Origin of the sequence: Flavobacterium alvei, assembly GCF_002920895.1 — a bacterium.
Lineage (GTDB): Bacteria > Bacteroidota > Bacteroidia > Flavobacteriales > Flavobacteriaceae > Flavobacterium > Flavobacterium alvei.
Window position 1 is genome coordinate 40,471 of sequence record NZ_PQVG01000007.1, and the last position, 16,571, is coordinate 57,041.

At 33.5% G+C, this 16,571-nt stretch carries 12 protein-coding genes; all 12 read right to left on the reverse strand.

What is annotated here, in order from left to right:
* Nucleotides 1-9 precede the first annotated feature (9 nt).
* A complete protein-coding gene (locus tag C3L50_RS12525; protein WP_103806528.1) occupies nt 10-879 on the reverse strand; it encodes an alpha-1,2-fucosyltransferase in 870 nt (289 codons plus the stop codon).
* A gap of 3 nt (nt 880-882) precedes the next feature.
* Nucleotides 883-1,770 (reverse strand): glycosyltransferase, encoded by an 888-nt coding sequence (locus C3L50_RS12530; protein WP_103806529.1) that lies wholly within the window; start codon nt 1,768-1,770, stop codon nt 883-885.
* 1 nt (nt 1,771) lies between these two features.
* Nucleotides 1,772-2,986: an O-antigen polymerase gene (locus C3L50_RS12535; protein WP_103806530.1), complete on the reverse strand. Its 1,215-nt coding sequence runs from the start codon at nt 2,984-2,986 to the stop codon at nt 1,772-1,774.
* Nucleotides 2,987-2,992: 6 nt separating this feature from the next.
* Nucleotides 2,993-4,408, reverse strand: a complete 1,416-nt coding sequence (locus tag C3L50_RS12540; RefSeq protein WP_103806531.1) for an oligosaccharide flippase family protein — start codon at nt 4,406-4,408, stop codon at nt 2,993-2,995.
* 113 nt (nt 4,409-4,521) lie between these two features.
* The gene (locus C3L50_RS12545; protein ID WP_103806532.1) at nt 4,522-5,595 is read right to left on the reverse strand and encodes a Wzz/FepE/Etk N-terminal domain-containing protein; all 1,074 of its coding nucleotides are present in this window, start codon (nt 5,593-5,595) and stop codon (nt 4,522-4,524) included.
* A gap of 61 nt (nt 5,596-5,656) precedes the next feature.
* The gene (locus C3L50_RS12550) at nt 5,657-8,083 is read right to left on the reverse strand and encodes an SLBB domain-containing protein (RefSeq protein ID WP_103806533.1); all 2,427 of its coding nucleotides are present in this window, start codon (nt 8,081-8,083) and stop codon (nt 5,657-5,659) included.
* Nucleotides 8,084-8,496: 413 nt separating this feature from the next.
* Complete coding sequence (locus C3L50_RS12555) at nt 8,497-8,967, reverse strand: UpxY family transcription antiterminator (RefSeq protein WP_103806534.1); 471 nt, start codon at nt 8,965-8,967, stop codon at nt 8,497-8,499.
* Nucleotides 8,968-9,013: 46 nt separating this feature from the next.
* Entirely contained in the window at nt 9,014-10,060 is a 1,047-nt protein-coding gene (rfbB, locus tag C3L50_RS12560) for a dTDP-glucose 4,6-dehydratase (RefSeq protein WP_103806535.1), read from the reverse strand.
* Between the two features lie 80 nt (nt 10,061-10,140).
* Complete coding sequence (locus C3L50_RS12565) at nt 10,141-11,424, reverse strand: nucleotide sugar dehydrogenase (protein WP_165784012.1); 1,284 nt, start codon at nt 11,422-11,424, stop codon at nt 10,141-10,143.
* A 174-nt stretch (nt 11,425-11,598) separates the two neighbouring features.
* Complete coding sequence (locus C3L50_RS12570; RefSeq protein WP_103806536.1) at nt 11,599-12,990, reverse strand: nucleotide sugar dehydrogenase; 1,392 nt, start codon at nt 12,988-12,990, stop codon at nt 11,599-11,601.
* Nucleotides 12,991-13,094: 104 nt separating this feature from the next.
* Nucleotides 13,095-14,075 carry an SDR family oxidoreductase gene (locus C3L50_RS12575; protein WP_103806537.1) on the reverse strand — a complete coding sequence of 327 codons (981 nt, stop codon included), beginning with the start codon at nt 14,073-14,075 and terminating at the stop codon, nt 13,095-13,097.
* Between the two features lie 33 nt (nt 14,076-14,108).
* Entirely contained in the window at nt 14,109-16,568 is a 2,460-nt protein-coding gene (locus C3L50_RS12580) for a polysaccharide biosynthesis tyrosine autokinase (RefSeq protein WP_103806538.1), read from the reverse strand.
* Nucleotides 16,569-16,571 lie beyond the last annotated feature (3 nt).

A 16,571-nucleotide genomic window follows, 5' to 3' on the forward strand; every position in this document is an offset into this window, starting at 1 on the left:
TTTGGCTCTTTAAAGTCTTTTCCATTCAGATGGAATTAAATCTAAAGTTAAATCATTGATTTCGCCTTTATACCAATTTTTAGGAGCAATTACTTTTTTTTCTTTTGAAGGATTCAACCACGCTCCCCACCAACTAAAGGTACTGTTTGCAATAATATGATGTTTACAACTTGACATTAATTGCAAATCGGCAAGGGTTGCATTTTCAGTATCAGTATTGTCAACATAAAAAAAAGTATGTTCTGTTGTGGTTTTCAAATTGTTTTTTACCCAGTTTAAATCATTCGAAAAAACATAGAATTGAGGATTATCAATTTCTTTCAAAAAATAATCTATGGCAGCTTGATAATAAGCCAAAGGAATGTTTTCATAAATTTCTGTGTTCTTTCCTTTTAAATAATCACCTCTTCGGATATGAAGACTAACGGAATTGCCCTTTTTAATTTCTGAATATAATTCTGTATTCAAAATCAGATTTTTTTTAGAGACAAACTGAGTTCTCAATTTTTGCTCAATAGGCTCAAGGTATTTATACGATTGCCAATAGCCGTCAAATAACGAATACTTGTCTGAAATATTGGGTCTGAACCCTGATATATTTTCTACCATTATTTTTTGACTCCAAAGAGGAAATTTTTGAATCAATTTTCTTTTCGCTCTGTATAAGAAATGGTTTTGAAAACTATATCCGTTTTTTTGTAGTGTTTCTTGCAAAAGTAAATCAATCGATACCTTAAAATAATCAATATCTAAACTCTCTATTGTATTGAAATCAGTAAAAAAATAAGGTTTTTCATTTCTTTTTTCGGCTAAATAAAGTCCAAAGGCATATTGAAACATTTGATTACCTAATCCTCCCCAAAGTTTTACTCCAATCATAGCTTAATATATAATTTGCTTCAAAAGCACTTCTATTTTTTTAAAGAAAATATAGAGCATCGAATAGAAAGAATTGAGTCCACAATATTTTTGAAAATAATACAGTTCACTTTCACGCTTGAATTTTTCCATTCGAACATTTAACTGCTGCGCTGTACTTTTGGTTGACATTCCCTGCAAATGTTTCAATGACGTCTTGCCATTAAGAAGACAAGTTCCGCCAGCATCTAAAATTTGTCGGCCCAAAATAACTTCCTCAAAAAACAAGAAGGTGCCTTCGTCTAAATAATTATTTTTCTTCATAAAATCAGCTTCAACAATAAACGCAGCTCCATTGATGCTGTCGCAGGCTAAATAGTTATCGATATAAGGCATTTCTTTTTTGTAAACGTATTTAGCAAACCAATTCTTTGTAAATAATTTAAAAATAGTACAACAAACGAAAAATAATTGAAAAGTGGGCAAAACTCTTCGTACTTGAATTTGCTTTTCGAGTGGTAATTGGGTAGATACCGTATTGACTAAAGGCGAAATAGCAATAACTTTTTTTGGACTAACCCAGTTAAATGAGGCTACTAGTTTTTCTAATAAATCATCATCTTCGATAATCACATCGTTATTCAAAACAAAGAAATAATCGGGTTCAACGGCTGTTTTAATTCTCATTCCAATATTATTGCCACTAGAATAACCTGAATTTATATCGGCATAAATACACAAAATATTTTTGGGTAAATTGTCCTTTAGAAATTGACGTTCTGATTCGTTACTAGCATTATCAACAACTACAATCTCATAATTAGTATAAGATTGCGTTTCAAGATTTTTAATAACATCTAAGGTATATTGCGAACTGTTATAATTTAAAACAACTATTCTGATAAACTTCATTTCAATTGGTTAAGGTTGGCATTTCATATTTAAACCGCGTTAAAAACTTAATGATAAAAATCTTTACAATTAATAACACAAATGTGAATCGAATATATTCATTGTTCATAAATATAAAAGAAGCAAAATAACATATCGTTGAATATAAGATCAAATCGAAAATACTTTTATTTCTATAATATTTCAAGTATATTATTTTACTGATATATCCCAATATATAAGAGCCCAAAAAGGCACCAATGACACCAAAATCTAGTGTAAAACAATCTAGATAAGTGTAAACGTTTGTAGGCAAATCTTGATCATATTCTCTAACTAAATCAGGATAGGTTTTTATAATCCGAAAGGTTTTCAAAACATAGTTTATAAAATCAAAACTATAAAAACTGCTATCAAAAACATCGTAGGTAAAATATTTGCCGTTCAAAAGATTTTGATAAGCGGTAATCCCTCCATATACATAAAGTTCGATTGCTGAATTTGTATCTACGGCCCCTTGACTGACTTCGCCAATAAAATAAGATGATACAGCAAAAATCAGAACCAAAATAGAAAACGAGGTTAAAATAAGTTTATACGGAATTTTTTTAGCTTGATAGGAATAAAACACAACCGAAATAATGATCAAATACAACATCGGAGCTCTTGTAAAAGCGGCCACAGCAATCAATATCGAAATCAAATAAATAATCGTTAGCATCAACGAATTTATCTTTTTTTCCATAAAAAGGTAAATCGCTAAGGGCACATAAATGTTTGAAGTATTTCCGAAAATTGTATAAAAATAGTTTCCGTCTCTATAGTCTGAGAATGCTTGATCATTCCTCATTTTAGCCCAAACCTCAAAAGAGGAAAAATTAAAAAACACATCCTTGAGAATGGTCAAATTAGCTAAAAAAGATAAAATAACTAAGACATAGCAAGCCGTTTTTATTTTATCAAGATCGATTACTTTGATTTCTAAAGAATCAAGGTTGATTTCAGCTTCTCGAAGATAGGAGCCAAATAAATAAAAGTACCACGACAGATAAACGACAAAAAGTGTGAACCAATGAAATTCTGCATATCCTGAAAGTTGAGCCCCCAGAATAATCATTAACCAAACGGCGGTAAATATACTAACATGATTAATAGAACTAGAATACCGCTTATTAATCAAAACAAAAAGGTTAAGTCCTAAAAACAGAAATAATATATTTACAATAATATTCATCATTTAATACTATTTTGCTTTTAGCTCTTTAATAAAACTTACAATATGAATTATCTCTTTTTTAATCAAAATTAGATATAAAACATAAAAGGATAAAAAAACAACAAACCCTTTTATAGGTTCAAATGCAATCATTACATAACAAAATAGAACAGAAAGAAATATATTGTAAACCGTTTTTTTGAAGCTCGATAAACCGAAAAAATTAGAAAGATAGGTTTCAATTATTATTGACCTTATTGCTACAGCGATTGTCATCGAAAAAAGGACAAAATTGAGATTCTTCATCATAACACCTATTATAGAAAACAGTGTAACTATTACCAATGAAATGATGTTAAACAACAGTAATAACTTTTCTTTTCTCAGTATTTTCATATACGTACTAAAAAGAATTTGCATCTTACCATCAAACAAACACAATGGCAGCAGAATTACAAAATAAGTAATACTATCAGTATAAGATGGCAACCAAACTTTAATAAACAATACTACAATAGGAAAAAACAAGAATATTCCATTCAAAATGATGTTTAAGAAATCTAATCCTACCACATATACCTTTTTTTGTTGTTCACTTCCCCGTTGAATCAATAGAGGAAATAAAACAATACTAACCTGACTAATAAACAATAAGAAAAAAGCGGTTAAGGATAAGGAAAGAGAAATTTTTCCAAAAATTACGATTCCCCATGTTTTTTCAATCAAATACCTACCTACTCCCAAGACGAGCATTCCTGCAATATTAGACAACATCAATAGGGAACCAACAGATATGTTTTCTTTAAATTCAATCAGACTTTTTTTCAAATCTAAAGCCTTGGTGAATAAAATTGCTTTTCCTTGATAGATAGCGTAAATCAGTCCAAACAAACGGGCAATAACATAAAAAAAAATATAATATTCAGAATTCTTTACTTGGAACGAGAATAAAAAAAACAAGAAAACTAAAAAAACAACTTTATCAATAACAGTTGAAATTGAAAACAATTTCATTTTATTAAAAGCTTGAAAAACGGTTCCAAAAAAAGTGGATAGATTGGAAAGAATCAAATATATAGAGGCAAAAATAAGGATGCTCTTTTTGTGAGGATCGTTTGAACAAAATAGGGCAAAGAGAGTAACAAACAATCCAACAATCAGTTCTAAAGCAAATAAAATTCTAAATTGAGAATGCAATAAGGTATTATTTACATCCGAAAAAGACTTTCCTCCGTATCTAAGATAAATCCCGTCTAACAATCCTAAATGAAAAAAACCAACATAGGAACTTAAGAATAAAAAAAATTGCCAATAGCCAAACCCTTCGATTCCTAGTATTTTAGGAACAATAAAAGACATGGATATACTCAAAATAAGTGAGAACCCTTGTGAGAGAAAAACGTATGAAAAATTTAGTATAGCCTCTTTAGCCGATTGTTTCATTGATGTAATTAGGAATAATCTCAGGATTTCTAAAAAAAGCTGAATAAATACACAAACTTGAAGATAAGTTGTCTAATAAGTATTTGTTTCCTTAAAATGGATAATCTTCCAGACTATTTGGCCATTAATTGTTTCAATCTGACTCTTCCAACCAGAAATAGCATTACAGAAAATCCACCCATAAATCCACCCATAATCAATCCTTTCAGTTTTCGAAATCTTTCCATTTTCAAAGGATAAATGGGTCTATCTAAAACTTGAATTAATGGTGTTTCTCTCCTAACAGTAACTTTAGCTAATTCGGTTTGCTTTACTAATTCAGTGAGTATAGCTGCATTTGCCTGAACATCAACTTGTTTTCGTGAAGAAGGAACTCTGCGGGCATTTAGGGCAGGATTCAAATTAAAAGTATTGTCATTTGCTGTTGCCACTCCTGCAATAGCATTATTCAATTCACTTCTAATAGAATCAGTTTGTCTTTCAAGAATTTCCATATTAGTTCTTGCTTTTTTGCTTTTGGTAGTGATATAAAACAATCCTACTTGCCTCGCTAAAGCCTCGCAAAATTCTTTTGAGAACTGTTCGTTTCCAGAAGTAAACTCCATAGTGATAATATCAACTTTTTTATCTTTTTGTCCAACGGACAAAGAATTTTTAGACAAATCACCATAAATCGCCCCCAAAATACTGTCATGTACTCTCGTGAAATACTTTCTTTTGGTGTTTGGTGGAAATTGAATTTTAGCCAATTGGGGTTTATTTTTCCAATTATCCCTCCACTCCTTATTCTGAATATACATCTCTGCAAAGGAAATCGTTTTCCCTTTATAAAAAACAGGCTTCATCAAGGTCTGTTCAACCATGTTTCGAGACTTAAATAACTCACTCAAATTGGAGCCTTCAAAAATTCCTCCTCCACTACCTCCTAAACTCAACCCAAATTGACTTGCTAAACTTAAAACCCCATTAGAACTTCCTGATTTATCACCTTCAAGTGCAAAAGTAAGTGTTGCTGTATATACAGGTTTTTGGGTAAACGAATATCCCAATCCTAATATTCCTCCTATAATTCCAGCCAATACAATAGTCTTCCATTTCAAAAGAAAAAAATGATACCATTTGGCATATTTATCGAACAATCCTTTTAATGTTATTTCATCTTTGACTATAGGTTCTTTTGTTGTCATTCGAATATCAGTTTTGATTTTGGTTTAATTTTTTCTTTTAAATTTAATATAAAAGTAAGTACTATTTAAAAGAGGTTACAATCAATAAAGCAAGACTAGTTATTACACTACCAATACTTACCCATTCTCCCGTACTCATTTTTCTGGTTTCTGGTTTCTCTGGTACTACAATTTGAGAACCAGGTAACACTTTTGGATAAGACCGAATAAAAAAGAAAGAACTAGACACAGCTGCTTTTCCATTCGGATAAATTATATATGCTTTATTCTTCCATCCTTTTGCATCGGTTCCTCCAACAGATTCTAAATAATAATTAAACCCTTTCCCTTTGTTATAAGGAATCTCAGAAGTCAACAAAACACTACCCGTCACTTTTACGCTTTCATTGTAAACCGAAACTTCTATTTCATCACCTGGAAATAAAGTAACATTGGTTTTATCTGTTGGGTCTTTAACAATTTTTCGCCAATCTACCGGAATGGTCGCATATTTCAAATCTTCCTTAAGCTTCTTAGCCAATTTATTTTGAATAGAATCTTTCTTACCTAAATTTAGATTTACATTTTCTATTGCTTCAATTTGCTTCGCTTGAATTGGACGCTTGATTTTCACTCCATCAACATTAGCAATAGACGACAACCCTCCAGCACGCTGAATCACATCGTAAATTTTTTCTTTTTTACTGGCCAAAACATATTTCCCAGTATAATTCACTGCTCCACTCACAGTAACCATTTCTGGTTTTTCATAAACAGCCATTCTTCGAACATTCACTACATCAAAAGGTTCTAATACAAAATTTCTGACTTCTTCATTATTCACTTCAGTATATTCCAAATTAAACAATTGAACTTTACTTGAATTTGTTGCATTTATTTCGTCTGATTTGATCATTCGAGCTACTTCTATCCTTTTGGATGCCGACCCTGTCAATCCTCCTGCTTGTAGCAATAAATCTTTCAAAGTCAGATTCTCGTGAAACTCATATTCACCTGGTATTTTTATTTCGCCATCAATGGTTATTTTGTAATCCTCCTTGAAATCTAATACTGAATACACTGTGATGATGTCTTCTTTTTGCAAACTAATATTCGCTTCGGCATCTCCAGAAAGAACTTTTTCTAGATTCACATGTGCTGCCTCTGTGGTCAAATCTGCTTTTGTTCGAACTATTGTGGCTCTTTTAGTATAAGCATCTTCTTTGAGCCCATCTGCTTGTTGAATCAAATCCGAAATGCGCATTCCTTCATAAAAAGAATAAATATTAGGTCTAAAAACAGCTCCTTCAATTCGAATACGATTCTCAAATCGGTTCAATATCTTCGAAACTCGAAAAACATCTCCAGCAAGAGGCTTGTAGCTGCCAAATTCCGAAAATTTAATGTCTTTTACTTTTAAATCTTTTGATGTTTTTTGTAAAACATTAACCGATGCAGTATAAGCAAACTCATTAAATCCAGAAGCAAACGCTAATAAATCCTTGAAGGTTTCTCCCGACTTCATCTCGAAAATTCCAGGACGTTTTACTTCTCCCTCTAAAGTAACTCTTTGCGAATAGGCAGGAATACGAATCACATCATTGTCTTTCAAGCCCACATTATCGGATTGATTGCCATTGACTAAAAAGTTATAAATATCTATTTTTCGATACACTTTGTTGTTTCTCAAAAGCTCAATATTTCTATAACTCCCATTTTTTCCTGGGCCACCTCCCAAAAACAAAGCATTGTAAACCGTAGCCAAAGAAGATATAGAATAATTTCCTGGTTGCTTACTACCAATAATTGTGACTTTTATAGTGCGAATCCGACTCAAACTAATTCCTACTTGCGATTGTCCTGATGCTACTGTACTGTAAACTCTAGCAATTGCACTCTTTATTTTTTGAGTAGCCGCTTCAATGGTCATGCCTGAAACTGGAATTTGACCAACATATTGAATACTAACTTTACCTTCTGTAGTTACAGGTACGCTAGCATTATATTCCTGAACACCATAAACACTAATTTGCAATTCATCCCCTGGACCTAAAACATAATTCACTGGTGTCGCCAATTTTAAATTCGGTTCAAAATTCAAATCGGGATTATCAAACAACTCCGATCCAAAAACTAATGAATTTAAGGTATCCTTTACTTTTTTATTTACTATTTTTTCTTGTTTACGGTTTTGCTCTCCCTTTTTCTCATCATAAACATCTCCATTAGAAACTCCGGTTGTTCCGGTTGCAAATTGTGATCCCAATCGAACTTTTAATTTAGCAAACTCTGTAGCCGACATCCCTTTGGCCAAAGCCATAGGCTCTACTTGCTCAATAGTAGTATTGTTGCTTTGCAATTGCGATTTTATTTTGGCAATCTCAGCATCTGATAAATAATCAACTTTAACAGTGCTCAAATCCGTTCCTTTTAATAAATCTTGGGCCTTCAAAGAACCCGATTGAAAAAGGGCAAATACTAATAAAAAAACAGTAATTATTTTTTTCATATTGAAAAGGGAATAAATAACAATTATTAAAAATTAAAAAAAGGAAACGCTATCCTTTACTTTTTAGTATAGCAAAAGGCTAATTTGCCTATATTAAATTCATCTTAAAACAAGTACTCGATCATAGGCTTATCAACTACAGAACTCCCTGCATTTTGTTCAGTGAGCTGAGAACTAAAACTAAACATGGCTTCGCCGTTGCCACTCCCATAATGGGGCTGCTAAACTTCAAGCGTTTGCAAATTTATAGTAAAATAAAAAGAAAATAAGTTTTTTAATAGCTGAATATAGTATCTTCAAACAACTAAAACACAGAGTACATTTTAACTCTATTTCACTATCAATAAACCTATTACTTCTCAAATACACACTAAGCACTAAATATGTATAATTAATTTATTTCAAAAACAAAATTATATCTCTTTTTTATTCACTTTAAGCACACAACCTAACGATTCTAAAATCAAAACATAATGATTCTGTTTAACCTCCTTTATAACGGCCGATTGACTTACAAAAGGACCCGATTCTAATACAATGGTATCTCCTTTTTTCCATCCATCTATTGAAACTTCATATGTTTCTGGAGCAGAAAGCCAATTTTGAATCGCTTCTATTTCCGTATTTTTTACTACTGCGGGTTTTCCCAACCAAAACAAATAACGAACAACTCCAGGTGCTTCAAATATCCGATTGCGATCCTTTTCTTCTAATTGAACAAAAATATAAGAATTGAATAAAGGTACATTTACCTTTTTTTTCCGATCCGACCATTGACTCATTTTGGCAATTAACGGACAATAAGAGGTAACCCCAATCTCATTCAACCGCTCGGCTACCTTCTTTTCCCACTTGGGCTTAGTATATACTACATACCAATTCATATTTGCGATTGTTTGTTGTTCGATTTTCGATCATCGATTTTCGTTCCTAAGAATACATCTGCTCATAATACTTGACATAATCTCCCGAAGTTACATTGTCAAGCCATTCCTGATTACTCAAATACCAATCGATGGTTAACTCCAATCCTTGTTCAAAAGTTACAGAAGGTTTCCACCCCAACTCTTTATTAATTTTATTGGCATCGATAGCATAACGCAAATCATGTCCTGGTCGGTCTTTGACGTAAGTAATCAGTTTTTCAGATTCCCCTGATTCTCTTCCCAGTTTGGTATCCATAATTTGACACAATACTTTTACCAAATCAATATTTTTCCATTCATTAAAACCGCCAATATTATAAGTTTCATGAGTTGCACCTTCGTGAAAAACCAAGTCAATTGCAACAGCATGATCTTTTACGAAAAGCCAATCACGGGTATAATTCCCATCGCCATAAACCGGCAAAGATTTATTGTTAATAATATTATTGATAAACAATGGAATTAATTTTTCAGGAAAATGATTGGGTCCGTAATTATTAGAACAATTGGTCAATACAAAAGGCAAACCATAAGTCTCGCCATAAGCTCTCACAAAATGGTCGGAACTCGCTTTGGAAGCCGAATATGGGGAATTTGGATCATAGGGAGTGGTTTCAGTAAATAAACCCTCGACTCCTAAAGAACCATAAACTTCATCTGTGCTCACATGATAAAAACGCTTGCCTTCACTATCATTTGCCCATTGTTTTTTGGCTGCATTAAGCAAATTCACAGTGCCAATAACATTGGTTTTTACAAATGCCATTGGATCTTCAATAGAACGATCTACATGAGATTCAGCAGCCAAATGAATGACTCCATCAAACTGATGTTCTTGAAACAATTGATTGATAAAAGGTTCATCAGTAATATCCCCTTTCACAAAAGTATAATTCGACTCTTTTTCGATATCTTTTATATTCTCTAAATTTCCAGCATAAGTCAATGCATCCAAATTAAAAATTTGGTACTCTGGATAATTTCGAACAAAACGCCTAACAACGTGTGAACCTATAAAACCTGCACCCCCAGTAATTAATATTTTTTTCATTTTCTAATGATATTAAAATTGTATATCTATTTTCAATTAATTTTTAGCTTTTCTATTATCTTTATTCTAAATTCTATATCTTACAACTTCCCATCTGCTTGATTACCCAAAACGCCTTTGACATCATAAACCACACTATTTTGTTTTTTTAGAGCATCAAGATCCAATGCTAAAAACTCCTGATGCGCTACTCCCAAAACAATTGCATCAAATCTGGTCGTAGGAATCTCATTATGTGTTGTCAATTGGTATTCATGCAAAACCTCAACTGGATTGGCCCAAGGATCATAAGTACTCACTTGAATACCATAATCTTCTAAAGCACGGATTACATCGACAATTTTTGTGTTGCGAACATCTGGACAGTTTTCTTTGAAAGTAATTCCTAACATAAACAAATTGGCACCGTTTATAGTAATCCCATTTTTAATCATCAACTTGACCACCTGCGAAGCTACATAATCGCCCATACTGTCATTCAAACGGCGTCCAGCAAGAATTATTTCGGGGTGATATCCATTTTCTTGTGCTTTTTGTGCCAAATAATAAGGATCGACACCGATGCAATGTCCGCCAACTAATCCTGGTTTAAAAGGAAGAAAATTCCATTTCGTTCCTGCTGCTTCCAATACAGCTTGGGTATCGATTTCTAATATATTGAAAATTTTAGCCAATTCATTGACAAAAGCAATATTAATATCGCGTTGTGAATTCTCAATAACTTTAGCAGCTTCGGCTACTTTTATTGAAGGCGCAAGATGGGTTCCAGCGGTAATCACAGATTGGTACAATTCGTTTACTTTTTGTCCAACGGCTGGAGTAGATCCCGAAGTAACTTTAAGTATTTTATCAACAGTATGCTCTTTGTCTCCCGGATTGATACGTTCTGGTGAATAACCCGCAAAAAAATCGACATTGAATTTTAATCCTGATATTTTTTCTAAAACAGGTACACATTCCTCTTCCGTAACTCCCGGATAGACAGTAGATTCATAAATGACAATATCTCCTTTTTTTAGAACCTTACCAACGGTTTCACTTGATTTATACAAAGGAGTCAAATCGGGACGATTGTTCTTGTCCACTGGTGTAGGAACAGTAACAATATAATAAGTACAATCTGCAATTTCACTTAGTGATGAAGTGCAATACAAACCGTTTTCTGAAGTTGAAGTGGCAACCAAAACCTCTAGTAAACTTTCGGAATCAATCTCAAGTGTTTTGTCAATCCCTAATTTAAGAGAGTCAATTCGAGACTGATTAATATCAAATCCCACAACAGAATATTGAGTAGCAAAAAGTCGTGCCAATGGCAATCCAACATATCCCAACCCGATAATACCTATTTTTATAGTTGTATTCAATTTTATATTTTTTTTGTTTCCAATAATGAAAACTTAGTTTTTTATTTCGTGTTTATAGAGAAGCCTTAGCTTCTAAATAATTTGTGCTTAACCGCATATTTGGTTAATCGCATCTAAACAACAAAGCTTTTCTAAACAGTTTAACAGTTTAACATTTTTCCAAACAACCCCTAACTAACTTCCAACTGCTTGATAAACGAACCCTATCGCTTCTAACTCTACTTTATTCAATATATTCCTGCCATCAAAAACAAATGCAGGTTTTTGCATGTTATCGTATATTTTTTGCCAATCATAACCCACAAATTCATCCCATTCAGTGAGGATAGCAATAGCGTGAGCCTCTTTACAAGCATCGTAAGGGCTTTCAAAAGAGCTAATGGCTTTGGCATTTTTCTCAGTACTTCTGGTCTCTAGATAATCCAAATCAGCTAAAACTTTTTTATGAGAAACTTTTGGATCATAAACCGCAATTTGTGCTTGTTCGTTGATTAAATCATCTGCGACAAAAATCGCTGCTGATTCTCTAGTATCATTAGTATCTTTCTTAAAAGCCCAACCCAAAAAGGCTATTTTTTTATCGGCAACTGTGTTATAAAGAGTTTGAACCACATTATTTGAAAACCGTTTCTTCTGATGGTCATTCATTATAATTACTTGCTCCCAATAATCGGCCACAGCTGTCAAACCATAAGATTTGGCAATGTAAACCAAATTCAGAATGTCTTTCTGAAAACAAGAACCACCAAACCCAACAGATGCTTTAAGGAATTTAGGACCAATTCGGCTGTCCATTCCAATGGCTTTTGCCACCTCATTAATATTGGCTCCTGTTTTTTCACAAAGCTCAGATAAAGCATTAATTGAAGAGATTCTTTGTGCCAAAAAGGCATTGGCAGTCAACTTCGACAATTCGGAAGACCACAAATTGGTAGTCAATATTTTTTCGGGAGCTACCCAATTCGAATACACATCAACCAAGGCTTGAACTGCATTCTGTCCCTCAACCGATGGGTCTCCACCAATCAATATGCGGTCTGGATTCAACAAATCTTCTACTGCAGTTCCTTCGGCAAGAAACTCTGGATTAGACAAAATTTGAAACTGAACATGATTTCCAGTATTGTCAAGAATACTCTTGATAGCCTCTGCAGTTCGAACTGGTAAAGTTGATTTCTCGACTACAATTTTATCATCTTTGGCAATTTTGGCAATCTGTCTAGCACACAATTCGATGTATTTTAAATCGGCAGCCATTCCTTTACCTTTACCATATGTTTTGGTAGGAGTGTTGACTGAGATAAAAATAATTTGAGCGTCATCAATTGCTTTTTCTACCTCTGTCGAAAAAAAGAGATTTCTTCCTCTGGCTTCGGCAACAATTGCACTCAATCCTGGTTCATATATCGGAATATTATTGACATCCTCATCATTCCAAGCAGCAATTCTATCCGTATTCAAATCCACAACAGTAACCTGAATATGGGGACATTTTTGAGCAATAACAGCCATAGTAGGTCCCCCAACATATCCTGCACCTATACAACAAATTTTAGTGATTTTCATTTTAACAATTTATATTTATAGCATTTCTGCGTTCTTTTTAATCTAATTACTAATCCAGCATCACCCAAAACCTAACACCTAGCACCCAAAATTCATAACCCAATTCACAAATTCTTCCAATACCAACTCACGGCTTCCTTCAACCCTTCTTCTAACGAAAATTGTGGATTATAACCCAACAATGCTTTTGCTTTTTCGATACTGGCCAATGAATGGGGAATATCACCCGCTCTATTGGGGCCATATTCTATTTTTACCTCCGCTATTTTCGGATTGTATTCTGATAAATATTTTTTTAAATAATCGACCAAATTATTTAGGGTATTTCTATCGCCATAGGCAGTATTAAAAACCGTGTTAATAGAAGCTGGATTTTGTGTGGTCATCGCCAACTCATTCATTTGAATTACATTATCAATATAAGTAAAATCACGCGAATAGTTGCCATCTCCATTTATTTTTGGGCTTTCGAGTTGCATCAATTGCATTACAAATTTTGGAATTACTGCTGCATAAGCCCCTTGAGGATCTTGCTTTCGACCAAAAACATTGAAATACCGCAAACCAATAGTTTCTAATCCATAGGTTCTTCCAAATATTTCGGCATACAATTCATTGACATATTTCGTGATCGCATAAGGCGAAAGTGGTTTCCCAATAACCTCCTCTACTTTAGGTAATCCCTCTGAATCGCCATAGGTTGAAGAACTGGCAGCATAAACAAATCGTTTGACTTTAGCATCTCGCGAAGCCACAAGCATATTTAAAAACCCAGAAACATTGACCTCATTAGTCGTAATCGGATCATTTAAAGAACGAGGAACAGATCCTAAAGCAGCCTGATGTAAAACATAATCAACTCCTTTGACTGCATTCTGACAATCTATTAGATTGCGAATATCACCTTCTATTAAACGGAAGTTTTCATTAGTAACAAAATCTTTCAGATTATGACGATGACCAGTTGCAAAATTATCTAAACAAATGACCTTGTACCCCTTGGATAAAAAATACTCACACAGATTTGAGCCAATAAAACCAGCGCCTCCTGTTATTAATATGCTATTATTTGCTTTTGCTTTCACACTTTTTTAAAATAAATCAATCTCCTAAGCCTTTTAGTTTCCCTTCAATTTATGAATTACTTTTTCTACGATGTTCTTTGGTTTATCTTCATCATTATATCCGTTAGAATAAGTTGTAGTACCATAGCCATAACCATAACCATAGCCATAGCCAGCTCCATATTTGGCTTTGTTTTGAAATCCATTCAAAATAATACTCGTATTGTTAAGCTCACCTCGTTTGACTCTATTATTCAACAAAGTAATCATATCTTTTTTGGTGAAATTCTGTCTAACAATATACAAGGTTACATCACAATATTGCGCCAATTCTAATGCATCCGAAACCAAACCAACTGGTGGTGTATCTAATATAATATAATCGTATTTTTTCTTTAACTCATCAATCAGTTCTTTCATTCCGTCGCTCATAATCATCTCGGCTGGATTGGGAGGAATCGGACCGGATAAAATGACATCCAGAAACGGAATATGAGTAGAATTAATAATTTCGTCCACCGTTTTTTGTTTGATTAAATAATTAACTACACCCACATCATTGGCCAAATTAAATTCTCCAAACAACTTAGGTTTACGCAAATCCAAACCAATAATTACAGTCTTTTTTTCGCTCAATGCAAATACCGTTGCGATGTTCAACGAACAAAATGTTTTGCCTTCACCACTGACTGAAGAAGTAATCATCAAGGTTTTTGCACCTTCCAACTGTTGCTGTTTGTAGAGATACTGAAGCGAAGAACGAATAGCTCGAAACGACTCTGATAAGGCCGATTTGGGTTTTGAAAAAACGGCCAAATCAGTAGTATCTTTGCTCAACCCAATAACACCTATTAACGGAATTTGGGTCAACCTACTAATATCTTCTGTGTTTTGAATGGAATTATTAATGAAGAAGATTCCAAAAACCAATAGCAAAGGAAAAAGTAAACCTAGAAATAAGGCTAAAACATAATTGACTGATGTTCTTGGCCCAATAAGGCCACCTCCAATATCTTTTGCAGGGTCAATAAAATGAATATCCGAAAGATTGGCCGCTTTCACAATATCGGCTTCGCTCCTTTTTTGAAGAAAAGTACTGTAGATATTATCGCTTAAATCGTATTTCCTTTTAATTTTTATAAGCTCTTGTTGATCTTCTGGCAATTGCTTGATGGTACTTTCTGCCTCATTGATTTTGCTTTGAACTAAGGCCATATCGTATTGCAAGGAAGTTTTGGCAGTAGCTATATTCTCTAACAATACCTTTTTAACCGCTTCCATTTGATTGTCAAAATCCTTGAAAATCTTTTCACTTTTTACAGCATATGCCATCTCTGATCTTTGGGTCGAAAGCGAAATTAATCTCGAAATATTGGTAACAATATTGGGATCTTCAATTCCTGCGACAGAGGGAGCTGGAAGTTTAGCATAATCCACACTGTTTTTTAAATAGGACTTCAAGGAATTATAATAAGCCAATTTTCGACTTAGCTCATCTTTCTGAACATCATATTCTAATACTTTATCCGAAAACTTAGACCCGTCTCCCTCTATATCATAAATATTTTTGTCTTTTCTAAAAGATTTGAGTTCATTGGTAGTTTCTTTCAATTGCGCTTCCATAGCCACCAAAGTACTATCGATAAATTGAATTGTATTGGTAGCAAATTGGTTTTTGCTATCCAATTGTCTTTTAATAAGCATGTTTACAGTTGAATTCAAATATTCGACCATTCGAGCCTTATTCGTTCCTTGCATTCCAAGGGTAATAATTGAACTTCCCTTGTCATCAGACTTCACACTGACCCCTCGATAACCCGAAACGGTACCATCAAAATCGTTAAATTGAACAAAATATTCGTTCCCTTTATAAAAACCAGGATTGTCTTTGATTTGTAATTTCCAATTCAGAAAGGGCAATGAAACCTGCTTACCCACTTTATATTTTTGGACAAATTCACCAACGGCAACGTTCGTGTTACTATAAGAATTGTTAGCATAAGTAATCAAGGAAGCCGAATTACTTCCAAAAGGAATCCGGATTTCATATTCATTTTCACTCAGAAATTTAATTCCAATAAGGGTTCCAGCAAGTTGACCACGAGTTTTATCGATAGCAACATAAAACGGCACAGAACCATATGCGTCAACCAGATTGTATTTGCCTTGTGCCAAATAACCAATATAATATTGCAACTTATCAACAACCAGCTCGTTGTGAGAACGAGATTGAAGAGTGGTAGCAATGGTTTGAACCTGATCGGATGTACCTCCCCAATTAAAAACTAAGCTGGTATTAGAAGTAAATAGAGGATTCGTTTCTTCTTTAACAGAAATCACCGACTCCATTGCATAAATCTTCTCTTTACGGATATTGACTTGGTAAGCAATGGTAAAAGTAATAGCCAAACTTAACAAAAACCATTTCCAATAACTTCCAATTTTGATTAAAAATCCTTTAAAATCAAATCCCGTTTCAGCTTCAAAAATTGAAAAATCCTTTATATCTAACATTGC